This window comes from Stenotrophomonas sp. Sm6012, assembly GCF_030985895.1.
Taxonomy (GTDB): Bacteria; Pseudomonadota; Gammaproteobacteria; order Xanthomonadales; family Xanthomonadaceae; genus Stenotrophomonas; species Stenotrophomonas forensis.
This window is the reverse complement of the sequence record NZ_JAPTFX010000102.1, coordinates 1-16,846: the sequence shown is the minus strand read 5'-3', so window position 1 is coordinate 16,846 and position 16,846 is coordinate 1. Positions and strand designations below refer to the sequence as shown.

Sequence of the window (16,846 nt, the reverse complement as noted above, 5' to 3'; positions counted from 1 at the left end):
TGGTAGCGGGGGCAGGATTTGAACCTGCGACCTTCGGGTTATGAGCCCGACGAGCTGCCAGACTGCTCCACCCCGCACCGGAAGTGTTTGAACTGCTGCCCTGCTCTTTCGAGGAGGGCTACCGCAACGATGTTCTGGCTGAACCGCTGCAGTGACAACTCAGGCTGCGCATATTACACGAATCGCGCAGCTTTGTGTCAACTTTTATGCAAGATGCGCAAATGCCTGCTGGCACCAGACCATGATCGGGTTCCAGGCAATGCCCAGCGCCAGCAGCGCCAGTGCGTTCACGCCCAGCACCAGGCCCAGCACGCGGTCGTTGCTGCGCGGCATGGCCTCGCCCACCGGCTCATCGAAGTACATGACCTTGATCACGCGCAGGTAGTAGAAGCAGCCGACCACGGCACACAGCACGCCGAGGATTGCCAGCCACAGCAGGCCGCCGTTGACCGCTGCGCCGAGCACGGCCAGCTTGGTCCAGAAGCCCAGGAACGGCGGGATGCCAGCCAGCGACGCCATGATGCACAGCACCAGGCCAGCCATCCACGGGTTGCGGGCATTCAGGCCCTTGAAGTCTTCGATGTTCTCGGCCTCGAAGCCGGCACGCGACAGGGCGATGATCGCACCGAAGGCAGCGGTCGACATGATGGCGTAGGCCAGTGCATAGAACAGCGCGGCGGCATAGCCCTGCGCGCCACCACCGGCGATGCCCATCAGCAGGAAGCCGATGTGCGAAACGGTGGAGAACGCCAGCATGCGCTTGAGGTTGCTCTGCGCGATGGCCATCAGGTTGCCGATGACCAGCGACACCGCCGCCAGGCCGGCGATCAGCAGCTGCAGTTCGGTCGACAGCGGGCCCACGCCCATTTCCAGCAGGCGGTAGGCCATGCCGAAGGCGGCCAGCTTCGGCGCCGAGCTGATGAACAGTGCGATCGGTGCCGGGGCACCCTGGTACACGTCGGGCAGCCACATGTGGAACGGCGCGGCACCCAGCTTGAAGGCGACGCCGGCGATCATGAACACCGCACCGGTGATCAGCAGCACGCGCTCTTCCGAATGCGGGATGGCATCGCGGATGACGTCCAGGTGCAGGCTGCCGGTGGCACCGTAGATCAGCGACATGCCGTACAGCAGCAGGCCCGAGGCCAGCGAACCGAGCACGATGTACTTCATCGCCGCTTCCGAGGCCAGGCCGTTCTCGCGGTTGCTGGCGACCAGCGCGTAGGAGCACAGCGCCAGCAGTTCCAGGCCCAGGTAGACCATCAGCAGGCTGCCGGCCGAGACCAGGATCATCATGCCGGCGGTGCCGAACAGGATCAGCACCGGGATCTCGCCCTGGAACAGGTTGCGATCACGCAGGTAGCGCCAGCCATAGACCAGGGTCAGGCCGCTGAGCAGCACGATCCCGGTCTTCATCACGTCCGCGGCGGTATCGCGCACGAACATGCCATGGAAGACCTCGCCCTGCCCGCCCACGCCGGTGGCCAGCATGAACAGCACCACGGCCAGCGCAGCGAGCGAGAACAGGTGGGTGACGATCTTGTTCCGGTTGCTGACGAACAGGTCGAGGATCATCAGGGCGAAGGCGCTACCGATCAGCACCAGCTCGGGAGCGAGCGGTGGCAGGTCAGCAGCGGTCAATGGCAGCAGCGGCGAGGTGGTCATCATCAAATCCTGGAATTACAGCAGCTTGCTGGATGCGATCTGCATCGCCAGCTTCGCGATCGAGGGCTCCATCAGGGCGGTCAGCGGCTTGGGATAGATGCCCAGGGCCAGTACGCCGATGGCGAACACGCCCAGCACCAGCCATTCGCGGCCGTTGATGTCCTTCAGTTCGGCAACGTGGCTGTTGGCCACTTCGCCGAAGAAGATGCGCTTGTACAGCCACAGGGTGTAGGCGGCGCCGATGATCAGGGTGGTGGCCGCGCCCAGCGCGATCCACGGATTACGCTGGAACGCCGACAGGATGACCATGAACTCGCCGACGAAGCCGCTGGTACCCGGCAGGCCCGCGTTGGCCATGAAGAACAGCATGGCGAAGGTGGCGAACCACGGCATCACGTTGACCACGCCGCCGTAGTCGGCGATGCGGCGGCTGTGCATGCGGTCGTACAGCACGCCGACGCAGGAGAACATCGCACCGGACACGAAGCCGTGCGAGATCATCTGCACCATGGCGCCCTGCAGGCCCAGGCGGGCCGCATCGGCGTTGCCGGCTTCACGCACCAGCCACAGGGCGATGAAGGTACCGAGGGTGACGAAGCCCATGTGCGCGATCGACGAATACGCGATCAGCTTCTTCATGTCGTCCTGCACCAGGGCGACCAGGCCGACGTAGATCACCGCGATCAGCGACAGCGCGATCACCAGCCAGGCCCATTCCTGCGAAGCATCGGGGACGATCGGCAGGTTGAAGCGCAGGAAGCCGTAGCCACCGATCTTCAGGGCGATGGCGGCCAGGATCACCGAACCGGCGGTCGGCGCTTCCACGTGGGCATCCGGCAGCCAGGTGTGGACCGGGAACATCGGCACCTTGACCGCGAAGGCGATCAGGAAGGCGAAGAAGATCCAGGTCTGTTCCTTGGCCGACAGCGGCAGCGCATACAGGTCGGCCAGCTGGAAGCTGCCCCCCTTCAGGTACAGGTAGATCAGCGCCACCAGCATCAGCACCGAGCCAAGGAAGGTGTAGAGGAAGAACTTCAGCGCGGCGTAGATGCGGCGCGGGCCACCCCAGACACCGATGATCAGGAACATCGGGATCAGCATCGCCTCGAAGAACACGTAGAACAGCATCGCGTCCGTGGCCGAGAAGATACCGACCGTGACGCCTTCCAGGATCAGGAAGGCGGCCACGTACTGGTTGACGCGCTTGTCGATGGCGCTCCAGGCACCGATCAGGGCAAGCACGCTGACCAGCGTGGTCAGCAGGATCAGGGCCACGGCGATGCCGTCCACGCCCAGGTTGTAGCCGATCTTGTACGCCGGGATCCAGGCATGGGTCTCGACGAACTGCAGACCGTCGATGCCCGCGTTGTAGCCACTCAGCAGCGAGAGGCTCGCCACGAAGGTCAGCACAGCGACGCCCAGCGACGCCCAGCGGGCGGTCTGCGCATCACGGATCGCAAGGATCAGGGCGCCACCGAGGATCGGCAGCCAGATGAGGACACTGAGTAGAGGCCAGTTCGACACGTCTTCTTATTCCGTACAGGTCATCAACGCAGGTAATGCATCAGCACGCCCAGCAGGGCAATCAGACCGATGATCATCGCGAAGGCGTAGTGATAGAGGAAACCGGATTGGGTACGACGCAGCACGCCGGCTGCGACGTCCACAACACGTGCCGAGAGATTGACCACGCCGTCGACGATGTTGCTGTCGATCCAGCGCGAGACCTTGCCCAGCTTGACGCTGCCGCCGGCAAAGCCATCGATCCACAGCTTGTCGAAGCCGTACTTGTTTTCCAGCACCGACACCAGCGGGGCGAAGGTCTTGCGCGCCTTGCCCGACAGGTCCGGCTTCCACAGGTAGAACAGTGCGGCCAGCAGGAAGCCCGCCAGGGTCAGCCAGAACGGCGGCAGCATCATGCCGTGCAGCGCGAACGCCACCGGCCCGTGGAACTCTTCACCCAGGAAGGCAACGGTGTTCTTGGCCGGATCGTAGAAGTCGACGATGCCGGTGAAGAACGTGTTGACCTGGCCCTGGATCGCCGCGTGGGCGTGGTGGCCGGCCCAGTCGGTGCCATGCAGCATCGGACCGATGCTGAAGAAACCGATGGCAATCGACGGGATGGCCAGCAGGATCAGCGGCAGGGTCACCACCCACGGGGTTTCATGCGGCTCATGCGGGCCGTGGCCATGGCCGTGGTCGTCATGGGCATCGCCGTGGTGGGCATCGGCATGGTGCGCATCTGCGGCGTGGTGATCGTCATGGCCGTGGCCATGGTCATCATGCGCGTCGCGGAAGCGCTCCTTGCCGTGGAAGGTCATGAACAGCAGGCGGAAGCTGTAGAAGCTGGTCACCAGCACGCCACCCAGCACCGCCCAGTAGCCATAGGTGGCCACCCAGCTGTTCTGCATGTGGGCGTGGATCTCGGCCGCCTCGATGATGGTGTCCTTCGAGTAGAAGCCCGAGAAGAACGGCGTACCGACCAGGGCCAGGGTACCGATCCACATGGTGACGAAGGTGATCGGCATGTACTTGCGCAGGCCGCCCATCTTGCGCATGTCCTGCTCGTGGTGCATCGCGATGATGACCGAGCCGGCGCCCAGGAACAGCAGGGCCTTGAAGAAGGCGTGGGTCATCAGGTGGAACACGGCGGCCGAATAGGCCGACACGCCCAGCGCCACGGTCATGTAGCCCAGCTGCGACAGCGTGGAATACGCGACGACGCGCTTGATGTCGTTCTGCACGATGCCGATCAGGCCGGTGAAGAACGCGGTGGTGGCACCGATGAAGAGGATGAAGTTCAGCGCGGTCTGCGACAGCTCGAACAGCGGCGACATGCGGGTAACCATGAAGATACCGGCGGTCACCATCGTCGCGGCGTGGATCAGTGCCGAGATCGGGGTCGGGCCTTCCATCGAGTCCGGCAGCCACACGTGCAGCGGGACCTGGGCCGACTTGCCCATGGCGCCGATGAACAGGCAGATGCAGATGACGGTGGCGATCGACCAGATCACCGGCTCGTTCAGCAGCTGCATGCCGAGGATCGTGCCGTCCCAGATCTGCAGCTGGGCGCGCGGATCAGCCAGCATGCCGGCCTGCGAGAACACCTGCGAGTAGTCCAGGGTGCCGAACACCCACAGCACGCCGGCGATGCCCAGCAGGAAGCCGAAGTCACCGACGCGGTTGACCAGGAACGCCTTCATGTTGGCGAAGATCGCGGTCGGGCGCTTGAACCAGAAGCCGATCAGCAGGTACGACACCAGGCCCACCGCTTCCCAGCCGAAGAACAGCTGCAGGAAGTTGTTGCTCATCACCAGGGTGAGCATCGAGAAGGTGAACAGCGAGATGTAGCTGAAGAACCGCTGGTAGCCCGGATCGTCCTGCATGTAGCCGATCGTGTAGATGTGGACCAGCAGCGACACGAAGGTCACCACCACCATCATCATCGCGGTCAGCTTGTCGACCATGAAGCCGACGTGGGCCGAATACTGGCCGACTTCGAAGAACGTGTAGATGTTCTGGTTGAACGGCTGCGCACCGCCCCACAGTAGCTGGTAGAGCGTGTACATCGACAGGCCGCAGGCAACCGCGACGCCGAGGATGGTGATGGTCTGCGCGCCGAAGCGCTTGACCTGGCGACCGAACAGGCCGGCGATGATGCTGCCGAACAGCGGTGCAAGCACCACTGCGATCAACAGACTCTTGGAGAGAGTGATTTCCATCTGTGGATCAGCCCTTCAACGAATCGACTTCGCCGACATTGATCGTGCGGCGGGTACGGAACAGGGTCACCAGGATCGCCAGGCCGATGGCGGCTTCCGCGGCGGCGACGGTCAGGATGAAGAACACGAACAGCTGGCCGGACGGATCGCCCAGCTGACGCGAGAAGCCGACGAAATTGATGTTCACCGACAGCAGCATCAGTTCGATCGACATCAGCAGGACGATGACGTTCTTCCGGTTGAGGAAGATGCCGGCCAGGCTGATGGCGAACAGCACCGCGCCGAGCGCAAGCATGTGGCCAAGGGTAATCACGGCTGGGTCTCCTCGCCGGCGGCCGGCTTGCTGTTGCTGTGCACGACCGGTGCTTCGGCGCCCATCTTGACCATGCGCAGGCGCTGGCCGGCCTTGACCATGGTCTGCTCGCCCGGGTTCTGGCTCTTCACACCGGTACGGCGGCGCAGGGTCAGCATCACGGCGGCGACGACGGCCACGGTCAGGATGACGGCGGCGAACTCGAACGGCAGCAGGTATTCGGTGAACAGCGTGCGCGCCAGCCAGGTGACGTTGGAGCTGTCGGCGGCGACCGCGGCCGCGTTGTCGGCCGGGAACGGGGTGACCGAGCGGGCCTTGACACCGATCAGGATCAGCATCTGCACCAGCATCGCGACCGCGACGATCAGGCCGACCGGCAGGTAGCGCACCCAGCCCTCACGCAGCTTGGTGGGGTCGATGTCCAGCATCATCACCACGAACAGGAACAGCACCATCACCGCGCCGACGTAGACCAGCACCAGGGCCACGCCGAGGAACTCGGCGCCCACCAGCAGCCACACGCAGGCGATGGAGAAGAAGGTCAGCACCAGGCAGAGCACGGCGTGAACCGGGTTGCGCACGCTGATCACCGCACCGGCCGAAACCGTTGCTGCGATGGCGAACACCCAGAAAGCGATATTTACCCAATCCATCTCTCGACCTCAGCGGTAAGCGGCATCGGCGGCGCGACGCTCGGCGATCTCGGATTCGAGACGGTCGCCCAGGGCCAGCAGCTGCGGCTTGGTAACGATGTTTTCACCACGATTCTCGAAGTGGTACTCGAGGATGTGGGTTTCGACGATCGAGTCCACCGGGCAGCTTTCTTCGCAGAAGCCGCAGAAGATGCACTTGAACAGGTCGATGTCGTAGCGCGTGGTACGGCGGGTGCCGTCTTCGCGCTTGGCCGAGTCGATGGTGATGGCCAGCGCCGGGCACACCGCTTCGCACAGCTTGCAGGCGATGCAGCGCTCTTCACCGTTGGGATAACGGCGCAGGGCGTGCAGGCCACGGAAGCGCGGCGACTGCGGGAACTTCTCCATCGGGTACATCATCGTGTACTTCGGCTTGAAGCTGTACTTCAGCGTCAGCCAGAGGCCCGCCAGCAGTTCGAGCAGCAGCAGGCTCTTGAAGTAATGGGTAATCCTGTTCATCACTTTAGACGCCCTTTTGAATCACGCCGAAGAACACCATGACGGCGGTAACCGCGATCCACAGAATGGCCAGCGGGATGAAGACCTTCCAGCCCAGGCGCATGATCTGGTCATAGCGGAAGCGCGGGAAGCTGGCACGGAACCAGATGTAGGCACTGGCGAAGAAGAACACCTTGACGAACAGCCACGGTGCACCACCCTTCCAGATCCAGTCGACCAGCGGCGAGACATCGCCGAAGTTGACCCAGCCCTGGACCGGGCTCAGCCAGCCGCCGAGGAAGAAGATCGAGATCAGGAAGCTGATCAGGATCATGTTCGCGTATTCGGCCAGGAAGAACAGCGCAAAGGCACCGCCGGAGTATTCGACCATGTGGCCGGCAACGATTTCCGACTCGCCTTCCACCACGTCGAACGGCGCGCGGTTGGTTTCCGCCACGCCCGACACCCAGTAGATGACGAACAGCGGGAACAGCGGCAGCAGGAACCAGTCGAAGAAGCCGGAGCTGCCGGCCTGCGCCATCACGATGTTGCTCAGGTTCAGGCTGCCCGAGGCGATCATCACGCCGACCAGGGCGAAGCCCATCGCGATTTCGTAGCTGATCATCTGCGCCGAAGCGCGCATGGCACCGAGGAAGGCGTACTTCGAGTTGGAGGCCCAACCGGCCAGGATGATGCCGTAGATGCCCAGCGAGGTCATCGCCAGCAGGTACAGCAGGCCGGCGTTGGCGTTGGACAGCACGATCTGCGAATCGAAGGGCACCACCGACCAGGCCGCGAAGGCCGGGGCCAGGGTGATCAGCGGGGCCAGCAGGTAGATCGCCTTGTTGGCACTGCTCGGCTGCACCACTTCCTTGAACAACAGCTTGAAGACGTCGGCGAAGGCCTGGAAGATGCCCATGCCCACGTACATCGGGCCGTGGCGGACGTGCATCCAGCCGATCAGCTTGCGTTCCCAGACCACGTAGAAGGCCACCGAGATGATCACCGGAACGGTGATCACCAGGATCTTCAGGATGATCCAGATCAGCGCGCCGATGTCACCGAGGCCAAGCAGCCACTGGTGCAGCGGGTCGACCGCGTTCAACAGCAATTCGTTCATGCAGCCACCACCGTTACGCGAGCGGCACCCAGCGGCGCGGTCGCGCCGTGGCCCGATTCAATCCAGACCGAACCCGCAGCGACGCGGGCGTCGACCACCACCGGCAGGGTGGCCTTGCCGGCATCGGTGCCGACCTTGGCCATCTGCCCTTCCTGCAGCTGCAGGCGAGCGGCATCTTCAGCGTTCAGCACGATGCGCGGGGCGTTGTTGAGCGGATGCGACTGCAGCGCCGGGGCGCGACGGACCACCGCGTCGGTGCGGTAGATCGCGGCGGTCGAAGCCACTTCCAGGCCCTCGCCGGCTACGGCCGGCTGCGCCGAAGCGGCAACGCTGACCGACACCGGGGCCAGGCTGGCGCGCAGGCCGGCCAGGTCGGTGAAGTCGAAACCGGCCAGCGCCATTTCGCCGCCCAGTGCGCGCAGCACGCGCCAGCCTTCACGCGCCTCGCCCGGCAGCTTGCCGCCGGCACGGGCCGACTGCTCGCGACCATCGAGGTTGGTCAGGGTGGCGTCGATTTCCGGCAGCGCCCCGATCGGCAGGATCACATCGGCGACGTCGCGGGTGGAGACACAGGCGAACTGGCTGAAGGCCACCACCTTGGCACCGACCAGCGCCTTGCGCGCCGCCGGAGCATCGGCGAAGTCCAGGCCCGGCTCCAGGCCGTACACCACGTAAGCCTGGCGCGGCTGCGCCAGCATCGCGGCGACGTCCTTGCCGGCCGGCAGCACGCCGGCGCGGGTCAGGCCAACGGCGTTGGCGCCCTGCGGGATGCGGCACAGCTTGGCACCGGTGGCGGCTGCGAAGTCACGCGCAGCGGCGCGGATCGCGGCAGCCTGCGGGTGATTCTCGGCGATGCCACCGACGATCAGCACGGTGTTGTTGCCGCCCTGCACTGCCGAACGCAGCTCGGCGTTGGCCAGCGCGTCGGCGAACTTCGACGGCGCGACGATCTGCTTGCCAGCGATGCTGAAGGCAAAGTCGAAGTCCACCGGGTTGACGACGTGGATCTTGGCGCCATGGGTGGTCTGCGCCTTGCGCAGGCGGGCGTGCAGCAGCGGCAGTTCGTGGCGGATGTTGCTGCCCAGAACGACGATGCGGTCGGCGCCTTCGATTTCCGCCAGCGGCAGGCCGAACACTTCAGCAGTCGCGGCGTCGGAGAAATCGCGGTTGTTGATGCGGTGGTCGATATTGCTCGAACCCAGGCCCTTGGCCAGGCGGGCCAGCAGCGCGCCCTCCTCGTTCGAGGTCGCCGGGTGCACCAGCACGCCCAGGTTGTCGCCCTGGTTGGCCTTGAGGATCTCGGCGGCCGCGGCCAGGCCTTCGGCCCAGCTCACTTCCTTCCACTCGCCATTGACCTTGCGCAGCGGCTTGACCGCACGGTCTTCGCTGTACAGGCCCTGGTGCGAGTAGCGGTCACGGTCGGACAGCCAGCATTCGTTGACGGCTTCGTTGTCGCGCGGCACGGTGCGCAGCACTTCGCCGCGACGCACGTGCAGGAACAGGTTCGAACCCATTGCGTCGTGGTAGCCCAGCGACTCGCGTGCGGTCAGTTCCCACGGGCGGGCGCGGAACTGGAACACCTTGTTGGTCAGCGCACCGACCGGGCAGACGTCGACGACGTTGCCGGACAGTTCGGTGGTCAGCGGCTTGCCGTCGTAGGTACCAATCTGCAGGTTCTCGCCGCGGTACATGCCACCCAGTTCATAGGTGCCAGCCACGTCGGCGGTAAAGCGCACGCAGCGCGTGCACTGGATGCAGCGGGTCATCTCGGTGGCGACCAGCGGGCCCATGTCCTCGTCCGGCACCACGCGCTTGCGCTCGTTGAAGCGGCTGACCGAACGGCCATAGCCCAGCGAAACGTCCTGCAGCTCGCACTCGCCGCCCTGGTCGCAGATCGGGCAGTCCAGCGGGTGGTTGATGAGCAGGAACTCCATCACCGAGCGCTGGAACTTCAGTGCCTTCTCGCTGCGGGTGGCGACCTTCATGCCGTCCATCACCGGGGTGGCGCAGGCCGGCGCCGGCTTCGGCGACTTCTCCACGTCCACCAGGCACATGCGGCAGTTGGCGGCGATCGGCAGCTTCTCGTGGTAGCAGAAGCGCGGAATGGAGATGCCGGCCTTGTCGGCGGCCTGGATGATCATCGAGCCCTTGGGCACGACCAGCGACTTGCCATCGATCTCGATGGTGACGTGATCGGGTGGCACGCTCGGATTTACGGGTTGCGCGCTCATGCAGCGGCTGCCTCCACCTTCTTGCCGTCAACCATCGAATGACCGTTGACGATGTAGTACTCGAACTCGTCCCAGAACTGGCGCAGGAAGCCCTGGATGGGCCATGCAGCCGCTTCGCCGAACGCACAGATGGTGTGGCCTTCGATCTGGCCGGCCACCGCCTTCAGCTGGTGCAGGTCTTCCATCGTGGCCTTGCCGGCGACGATGCGCTCCAGCACGCGGTGCATCCAGCCGGTGCCTTCACGGCACGGGGTGCACTGGCCGCAGGATTCCTTGTGGAAGAACTGGCTGATGCGGCAGGCGAACTTGACGCAGCAGACGCTGTCATCGAGCACCACGACGGCGCCCGAACCCAGGCCCGAGCCCAGTGCACGGATGGTGTCGTAGTCCATCGGCAGGCCCTTCAGCTCGGCCGCGGTCAGCACCGGCATCGACACGCCGCCGGGAATCGCGCCCTTGAGGGTGCGGCCCGGACGCAGGCCGCCGGCCATTTCCAGCAGGTCGTCGAAGGTGGTGCCCAGCGGCACTTCGAAGTTGCCGCCGTTCTGCACGCAGCCGGACACCGAGAAGCACTTCGGGCCGCCGTTGGCGGTCAGGCTCAGGCCCTTGAACCACTCCGGGCCGTTGCGGATGATCGCCGGCACCGAACCGTAGGTTTCGGTGTTGTTGATCGTCGACGGCTTGCCGTACAGGCCGAAGTTCGCCGGGAACGGCGGCTTGTAGCGCGGCTGGCCCTTCTTGCCTTCCAGCGATTCCATCAGCGCGGTTTCTTCGCCGCAGATGTACGCGCCGGCGCCCAGCGCACCGTAGATGTCGATGTCCACGCCCGAGCCCATCACGTTCTTGCCCAGCCAGCCATTTGCATAGGCGTCGGCCAGGGCCTGCTCGAAGTGCTCGAACGGCTCGTGGTGGAACTCACCGCGCAGGTAGTTGTAACCCACGGTCGAACCGGTGGCGTAGCAGGCGATCGCCATGCCTTCCACCACCGAATGCGGGTTGTAGCGCAGGATGTCGCGGTCCTTGCAGGTGCCCGGCTCGGATTCGTCCGAGTTGCAGAGGATGTACTTCTGCATGTTGCCCTTGGGCATGAAGGACCACTTCAGGCCGGTCGGGAAGCCAGCGCCACCGCGGCCGCGCAGGCCCGAGGCCTTGACCATCTCGATGACCTGCTCCGGCGGGATCTTCTCTTCGAGGATCTTGCGCAGGGCGGCATAGCCACCGGTCTTCAGGTAGCTTTCGTACGACCACGGGGTGTCGTAATGCAGGGTGGTGTAGACCACCTGGTGCGGCAGCGGCGCGGGGCCGACCGGACCCTTGGATTCGTGGTGATGTGCCATGCCCTTACTCCAGCCCGTCCAGCAGCTCGTCGACCTTTTCCAGGGTCAGACGCTCATGGTAGTGACCGTTGATGACCATCATCGGCGCGCCACCGCAGCCGGCCAGGCACTCTTCCTCGCGCTTGAGGTAGACGCGGCCGTCCGGGGTCGATTCACCGTGCTTGATGCCCAGCTTCTTCTCGCAATGGCGGACGATGTCCTCGGCGCCATTGAGCCAGCAGCTGATGTTGGTGCAGATGGCCACGTTGTTGCGGCCCACCTTCTCGGTCTCGAACATCGAGTAGAAGCTGGCGACCTCGTAGGCCCACACCGGCGGCAGGTCGAGGTACTTGGCCACGCCGGCGATCAGTTCGTCGGTCAGCCAGCCCTCGTTCTGCTCCTGGGCCGCATGCAGGCCCTGCAGCACGGCAGAGCGCTTGCGGTCCGGCGGGAACTTGGACAGCCAGTGATCGATGTGAGCGCGGGTCTTGTCGCTCAGCACCACCATCGGGTCGACGTCGCGCGCCGCCTCGAAATTACCTGTCGCCTTCATCGGCCGACCTCAGCGAAATGCATAACGTGAAATTGCAGAAACTGCGGCGCCGGCTTGCGCCGGCTGCCTGCAGCGGGCGTTGGCGTGGCGGACGGCATTACCGGTCAACCTCGCCGAACACCAGGTCGTAGGTACCGATCATCGCCACCACGTCGGCCAGCATGTGGCCGCGCACGATCGAATCGATCGAGGACAGGTGGGCGAAGCCCGGTGCACGCAGGTGCACGCGGAACGGCTTGTTGGCGCCATCGGAGACCAGGTAGCAGCCGAACTCGCCCTTGGGCGCTTCCACCGCCGCGTAGGTTTCCCCGGCCGGCACGCAATAGCCTTCGCTGAACAGCTTGAAGTGGTGGATCAGCGCTTCCATGTCGTCCTTCATGTCCTCGCGCTTGGGCGGAGCGACCTTGAAGTTCTTGACCATGACCGGGCCGGGGTTGGCCTTCAGCCACGCCACGCACTGCTTGATGATGCGGTTGGACTCGCGCATTTCGGCAACGCGGACCAGGTAGCGGTCGTAGCAGTCGCCTTCCTTGCCCAGCGGGATGTCGAAATCGACGGCATCGTACTTGGCATACGGACGCTTCTTGCGAAGGTCCCAGGCAATGCCCGAGCCACGCAGCATCACGCCGGTCATGCCCCACTGGTGGGCCAGTTCCGGAGTGACCACGCCGATGCCGACGGTACGCTGCTTCCAGATACGATTGTCGGTCAGCAGGGTTTCGTATTCGTCGATACGCTTGGGGAACTCGACGGTGAAGTTCTCCAGGAAGTCCAGCAGCGAGCCCTCACGCGAAGCATTGAGCTGCTTCAGCGCCTTGCCCTTGTGCCAGCGCGATTCCTTGTACTTCGGCATGTGGTCCGGCAGGTCGCGGTAGACACCGCCCGGACGGTAGTACGCCGCGTGCATGCGCGCGCCGGAGACCGCTTCATAGCAGTCCATCAGCTCTTCGCGCTCGCGGAAGGCGTACAGCATCACCGCCATCGCACCCAGGTCGAGCGCGTTGGAACCCAGCCACATCAGGTGGTTGAGGATGCGGGTGATTTCGTCGTACATGGTGCGGATGTACTGCGCACGCTCCGGCGCCTCGATGCCCATCAGGGTCTCGATCGCGCGCACGTAGGCGTGCTCGTTGCACATCATCGACACGTAATCCAGGCGATCCATGTAGCCGATCGACTGGTTGAACGGCTTGGACTCGGCCAGCTTCTCGGTACCACGGTGCAGCAGACCCACGTGCGGGTCGGCGCGCATGATGGTCTCGCCGTCCATTTCCAGGATCAGGCGCAGCACACCGTGAGCGGCCGGATGCTGCGGGCCGAAGTTCATGGTGTAGTTGCGGATTTCCTGCCGGCTTTCGGCGGCGTTGCTGGCGAACGCTTCGCCGGCCTGGTGTACGTGGCTCACTTCACTGCCTCCTGCGCGCGCTCACCTTCTGCGGTCTGCAGACGGGCGTCGTCGCGGATCACGCGCGGCACGCCGACACGCGGCTCCACCGAGGTGACCGGTTCGTAGATCACGCGCTTCTTTTCTTCGTCGTAGCGGACTTCGACATTGCCGATCAGCGGGAAGTCCTTGCGGAACGGATGGCCGACGAAACCGTAGTCGGTCAGGATCCGGCGCAGGTCCGGGTGGCCTTCGAAGATCACGCCGTACAGGTCGAACGCTTCGCGCTCGAACCAGTTCAGGCCCGGCCAGATGCCGGTCAGCGAGGACACCACCGGCAGCGCTTCGTCAGGAGCGAAGCAGCGCAGGTGCATCATCAGGTTGTGCTGGTACGAACGCAGCTGGGCGACCACGGCGAAACGCTGGGTCGGCATGTGCTGCGGGCGGGCACCGTCGGCACCGTTTTCCTCGGTGGGGAACTCGCCCCACGCGAAGCGGCCCTGGGCCTTGCCTTCGACGCCACGGCTGAAGCCCTGCGAGGACACGTCGGCGGTGTCCCATTCGTCGGAGCCATAACCGAGGTAGTCGACGCCGCAGAGATCCACGGCCTGCTCGAAACCAAACTCGTCACGCAGCGCCAGGGCGGTAGCGTGCCACTCGGCGGCAGGCACTTCCAGCGTCACTTCGCCGCGGGGTTCGACCACGATGACCTTCGCACCAGCGAAACGTGCGGAGAGTCGGTCGATGAAGGATGCTTGCTCTGCCATGGGGGCTTGGCGCGCTCTTGTCAGGTGAAGGGGTCAGCGGGCGATGGTCTGTGTACGCCAGATCTTCTTCTGCAGCTGCAGGATCCCGTACACCAGCGCCTCGGCGGTCGGCGGGCAGCCCGGGACGTAGACGTCCACCGGCACCACGCGATCACAGCCGCGCACCACAGAATAGGAGTAGTGGTAATAGCCACCGCCGTTGGCGCAGCTACCCATCGAGATGACCCACTTCGGGTCCGGCATCTGGTCGTAGACCTTGCGCAGCGCCGGGGCCATCTTGTTGACCAGGGTACCGGCCACGATCATCACGTCGGACTGACGCGGCGACGGGCGGAACACCACGCCGTAGCGGTCAAGGTCCAGGCGCGCGGCGCCGGCGTGCATCATCTCGACCGCGCAGCAGGCCAGGCCGAAGGTCATCGGCCACATCGAGCCGGTGCGCGCCCAGTTCAGCAGTGCGTCGACGCTGGTGGTGACGAAGCCCTTTTCCAGCAGCGGGTTGTCGCCTTCCGGCCGCAGGATGTCATCAACCCGGCCTTCCGGCGTGGGGTTGTTCATGAGGCCATCGAGAGTCTGAATCACTCCCATTCCAGCGCTCCCTTCTTCCAGACGTAAATGAAACCGAGGAACAACATGCCGACGAACAGGCCCATGGTGATGAGCGAACGCGCGCCCAGCTCCATGAAGACCTGGGTCCACGGCACGATGAAGATGATTTCCAGGTCGAAGACGATGAACTGGATCGCGATCAGGTAGTAGCGCACGTCGAACTTCATGCGCGCGTCTTCGAAGGCCTCGAAGCCGCACTCATACGGCGACAGCTTTTCCAGATCGGGGCGGCGGGGACCGAGGAATCGACCAACCAGCATCAGCGTAATGCCGATACCGGTGGCAACGATCAGAAACAGCAGAGACGGCAAATATTCGGCCAGCACAGCGATTCTCTCTTGCCTCTGCCGCCGCGCCTGCAGGCGCTTTGGCATGGGGGAGTGGACGGGAATCTGCCTGGCGCCTTGCGCGCCAGACGAACCCGCTTTACTTACAAATGGTGCCCAAGAGGGGACTCGAACCCCTACGACTTGCGTCGCTACCACCTCAAGGTAGTGCGTCTACCAATTCCGCCACCTGGGCAAACGATCACATCAGACTATCTTCCCGATGCGCCGCGTATTGTAACCGGCTTCAGTCTTTCTGGGAGCCTTCCGAAGGCTTTTCTTCACCAGAATTCGAAGATTCCGCCTTGGCCGGTACATTCGCGGCCGGAACCGGGGCGGCCGGGACCGCATCGGCCTTCGGAACGGCCGGCAGTTCGCCGGCCGGAGCCGCCGGGGCACTGGCCGCCGGAGCGGACATCAGGCCCAGATCCTGGTCGGCTGCCGGGCGGGTGCCGTGACCGGCATACCAGGCCATGAAGAGGCTGATACCGAAGAACACCACGGCCAGCCACTTGGTCGACTTGGACAGGAAGTTCGAGGCGCCGCGCGCACCGAATACCGTACCCGAGGCACCGGCACCAAAGCCCGAACCCGCCGCCGCACCCGAGCCACGCTGCATCAGGATCAGCGCGATCATGGCCACAGCGACCAGCACGTAGACGACATTGAGGATCAACATCAGCATTGGAAACCGCCCTCGGACAATACTTCTAGGATTAGTTCGCGGCCGCCGCCCTTGCGATGGCCAGGAAGTCCGCAGCCACCAGGGAGGCGCCGCCGACCAGCCCACCATCGACATCCGGCTGCGCGAACAGTTCCCCGGCATTGTCGGGCTTCACGCTACCGCCGTAAACAATGGGCAGTGAATCAGCGATTCTAGCATCGATACGCGCGACTTCGCCACGGATGAACGCGTGCACCTGCTGCGCCTGCTCCTTGCTGGCGGTGCGGCCGGTGCCGATCGCCCAGACCGGCTCGTACGCCACCACGGCCTGGGCGAAACCGGCCGCGCCGACCAGCTCGAGCACCGGCGCCAGCTGGCTGGCGATGACCGCTTCGGTCTGGCCCGCCTCGCGCTGCTCCAGGGTTTCACCCACGCACAGCACCGGCACCAGGCCAGCATGCAGGGCCGCGGCGAACTTGCGCGCGACCAGTTCGCTGCTTTCGTGGTGGTATTGGCGGCGCTCGGAATGGCCGACCAGGCCATAGCGGGCACCGACCTCGTGCAGCATGGCGGCGCAGACCTCGCCGGTGTAGGCGCCCTTCTCGTTGCTGCTGACGTCCTGCGCACCGAACACCAGGCCGGTGTCACCGAAGTCCTCGACCAGCTCGCCCAGGTACGGCAGCGGCGGCAGGATCACCACGTCCACCCCCTCCAGCGGCAGCCCGGTGGCCACCTGCCCCAGCAGTTCATTGGCGAATTGACGGCTGCCATGCAGCTTCCAGTTTCCGGCGACGATCTTGCGGCGCATGAGCGGGTGGCTCCTGTGTGAAGTCAGCCGATCATGATACCCGTTACGGCAAAAATCCGTTTCCGTGTAAGCGGTTACATGGATTTTCAGCGAACGGCGCAGCCCCTCGTGGCGGGTCGACTGAGTTGGGTAGGTCGCGGATCGCCCGGCTGGGTTGGTGGGCCTGGCCGGGCGGATGGGGATGCCGGGGGACGCCGTAAACCCGTCCCTGGGGGCTTGGCCGCGGCATCCATGCCGC

At 64.6% G+C, this 16,846-nt stretch carries 16 protein-coding genes and 2 tRNA genes; all 18 read right to left on the bottom strand.

What is annotated here, in order from left to right:
* Nucleotides 1-77: transfer RNA gene (locus O0J73_RS15895), tRNA-Met, on the bottom strand.
* A 127-nt stretch (nt 78-204) separates the two neighbouring features.
* A complete protein-coding gene (nuoN, locus tag O0J73_RS15890; RefSeq protein WP_049456506.1) occupies nt 205-1,665 on the bottom strand; it encodes an NADH-quinone oxidoreductase subunit NuoN in 1,461 nt (486 codons plus the stop codon).
* A 15-nt stretch (nt 1,666-1,680) separates the two neighbouring features.
* Complete coding sequence (locus O0J73_RS15885) at nt 1,681-3,189, bottom strand: NADH-quinone oxidoreductase subunit M (protein WP_308309118.1); 1,509 nt, start codon at nt 3,187-3,189, stop codon at nt 1,681-1,683.
* Between the two features lie 23 nt (nt 3,190-3,212).
* Nucleotides 3,213-5,387: an NADH-quinone oxidoreductase subunit L gene (gene nuoL / locus O0J73_RS15880; protein ID WP_308309117.1), complete on the bottom strand. Its 2,175-nt coding sequence runs from the start codon at nt 5,385-5,387 to the stop codon at nt 3,213-3,215.
* A 7-nt stretch (nt 5,388-5,394) separates the two neighbouring features.
* Entirely contained in the window at nt 5,395-5,700 is a 306-nt protein-coding gene (gene nuoK / locus O0J73_RS15875; RefSeq protein WP_005410454.1) for an NADH-quinone oxidoreductase subunit NuoK, read from the bottom strand.
* Nucleotides 5,697-6,353 carry an NADH-quinone oxidoreductase subunit J gene (locus tag O0J73_RS15870; RefSeq protein WP_006458640.1) on the bottom strand — a complete coding sequence of 219 codons (657 nt, stop codon included), beginning with the start codon at nt 6,351-6,353 and terminating at the stop codon, nt 5,697-5,699. Before O0J73_RS15870 ends, nuoK begins: the two co-directional genes overlap by 4 nt.
* Nucleotides 6,354-6,362: 9 nt before the next feature.
* On the bottom strand, nt 6,363-6,851 hold the full coding sequence (gene nuoI / locus O0J73_RS15865; protein WP_005417924.1) for an NADH-quinone oxidoreductase subunit NuoI: 489 nt from the start codon (nt 6,849-6,851) through the stop codon (nt 6,363-6,365).
* Nucleotides 6,852-6,855: 4 nt separating this feature from the next.
* Nucleotides 6,856-7,950 (bottom strand): NADH-quinone oxidoreductase subunit NuoH, encoded by a 1,095-nt coding sequence (nuoH, locus tag O0J73_RS15860; protein ID WP_006458641.1) that lies wholly within the window; start codon nt 7,948-7,950, stop codon nt 6,856-6,858.
* Nucleotides 7,947-10,181, bottom strand: a complete 2,235-nt coding sequence (gene nuoG, locus O0J73_RS15855) for an NADH-quinone oxidoreductase subunit NuoG (protein ID WP_308309116.1) — start codon at nt 10,179-10,181, stop codon at nt 7,947-7,949. The genes nuoH and nuoG overlap by 4 nt, the downstream gene beginning before the upstream one ends.
* Nucleotides 10,178-11,518, bottom strand: coding sequence for an NADH-quinone oxidoreductase subunit NuoF (gene nuoF / locus O0J73_RS15850; protein ID WP_006458704.1), 1,341 nt, complete (start codon nt 11,516-11,518; stop codon nt 10,178-10,180). The genes nuoG and nuoF overlap by 4 nt, the downstream gene beginning before the upstream one ends.
* A 4-nt stretch (nt 11,519-11,522) precedes the next feature.
* Nucleotides 11,523-12,050, bottom strand: a complete 528-nt coding sequence (gene nuoE, locus O0J73_RS15845; RefSeq protein ID WP_006381132.1) for an NADH-quinone oxidoreductase subunit NuoE — start codon at nt 12,048-12,050, stop codon at nt 11,523-11,525.
* A 97-nt stretch (nt 12,051-12,147) separates the two neighbouring features.
* Complete coding sequence (locus O0J73_RS15840; RefSeq protein WP_006458796.1) at nt 12,148-13,455, bottom strand: NADH-quinone oxidoreductase subunit D; 1,308 nt, start codon at nt 13,453-13,455, stop codon at nt 12,148-12,150.
* Nucleotides 13,452-14,201 (bottom strand): NADH-quinone oxidoreductase subunit C, encoded by a 750-nt coding sequence (locus O0J73_RS15835; RefSeq protein ID WP_005410462.1) that lies wholly within the window; start codon nt 14,199-14,201, stop codon nt 13,452-13,454. The genes O0J73_RS15840 and O0J73_RS15835 overlap by 4 nt, the downstream gene beginning before the upstream one ends.
* A gap of 33 nt (nt 14,202-14,234) precedes the next feature.
* A complete protein-coding gene (locus O0J73_RS15830; protein ID WP_005410463.1) occupies nt 14,235-14,789 on the bottom strand; it encodes an NADH-quinone oxidoreductase subunit B in 555 nt (184 codons plus the stop codon).
* Nucleotides 14,780-15,136, bottom strand: coding sequence for an NADH-quinone oxidoreductase subunit A (locus O0J73_RS15825; protein WP_008265012.1), 357 nt, complete (start codon nt 15,134-15,136; stop codon nt 14,780-14,782). Before O0J73_RS15825 ends, O0J73_RS15830 begins: the two co-directional genes overlap by 10 nt.
* Nucleotides 15,137-15,247: 111 nt before the next feature.
* Nucleotides 15,248-15,332, bottom strand: a tRNA-Leu gene (locus O0J73_RS15820).
* A gap of 51 nt (nt 15,333-15,383) precedes the next feature.
* Entirely contained in the window at nt 15,384-15,821 is a 438-nt protein-coding gene (secG, locus tag O0J73_RS15815; RefSeq protein ID WP_006458798.1) for a preprotein translocase subunit SecG, read from the bottom strand.
* A gap of 31 nt (nt 15,822-15,852) precedes the next feature.
* The gene (tpiA, locus tag O0J73_RS15810) at nt 15,853-16,608 is read right to left on the bottom strand and encodes a triose-phosphate isomerase (RefSeq protein WP_008268328.1); all 756 of its coding nucleotides are present in this window, start codon (nt 16,606-16,608) and stop codon (nt 15,853-15,855) included.
* Between the last annotated feature and the right edge of the window lie 238 nt (nt 16,609-16,846).

Coding starts and splice junctions, on each gene's coding strand:
- nuoI (WP_005417924.1), bottom strand. CDS start 6,851: ATGAACAGGATTACCCATTACTTCAAGAGCCTGCTGCTGCTCGAACTG.
- nuoF (WP_006458704.1), bottom strand. CDS start 11,518: ATGGCACATCACCACGAATCCAAGGGTCCGGTCGGCCCCGCGCCGCTG.
- tpiA (WP_008268328.1), bottom strand. CDS start 16,608: ATGCGCCGCAAGATCGTCGCCGGAAACTGGAAGCTGCATGGCAGCCGT.
- nuoH (WP_006458641.1), bottom strand. CDS start 7,950: ATGAACGAATTGCTGTTGAACGCGGTCGACCCGCTGCACCAGTGGCTG.
- secG (WP_006458798.1), bottom strand. CDS start 15,821: ATGCTGATGTTGATCCTCAATGTCGTCTACGTGCTGGTCGCTGTGGCC.
- nuoG (WP_308309116.1), bottom strand. CDS start 10,181: ATGAGCGCGCAACCCGTAAATCCGAGCGTGCCACCCGATCACGTCACC.
- nuoE (WP_006381132.1), bottom strand. CDS start 12,050: ATGAAGGCGACAGGTAATTTCGAGGCGGCGCGCGACGTCGACCCGATG.
- O0J73_RS15835 (WP_005410462.1), bottom strand. CDS start 14,201: ATGGCAGAGCAAGCATCCTTCATCGACCGACTCTCCGCACGTTTCGCT.
- O0J73_RS15830 (WP_005410463.1), bottom strand. CDS start 14,789: ATGGGAGTGATTCAGACTCTCGATGGCCTCATGAACAACCCCACGCCG.
- O0J73_RS15870 (WP_006458640.1), bottom strand. CDS start 6,353: ATGGATTGGGTAAATATCGCTTTCTGGGTGTTCGCCATCGCAGCAACG.
- nuoN (WP_049456506.1), bottom strand. CDS start 1,665: ATGACCACCTCGCCGCTGCTGCCATTGACCGCTGCTGACCTGCCACCG.
- nuoL (WP_308309117.1), bottom strand. CDS start 5,387: ATGGAAATCACTCTCTCCAAGAGTCTGTTGATCGCAGTGGTGCTTGCA.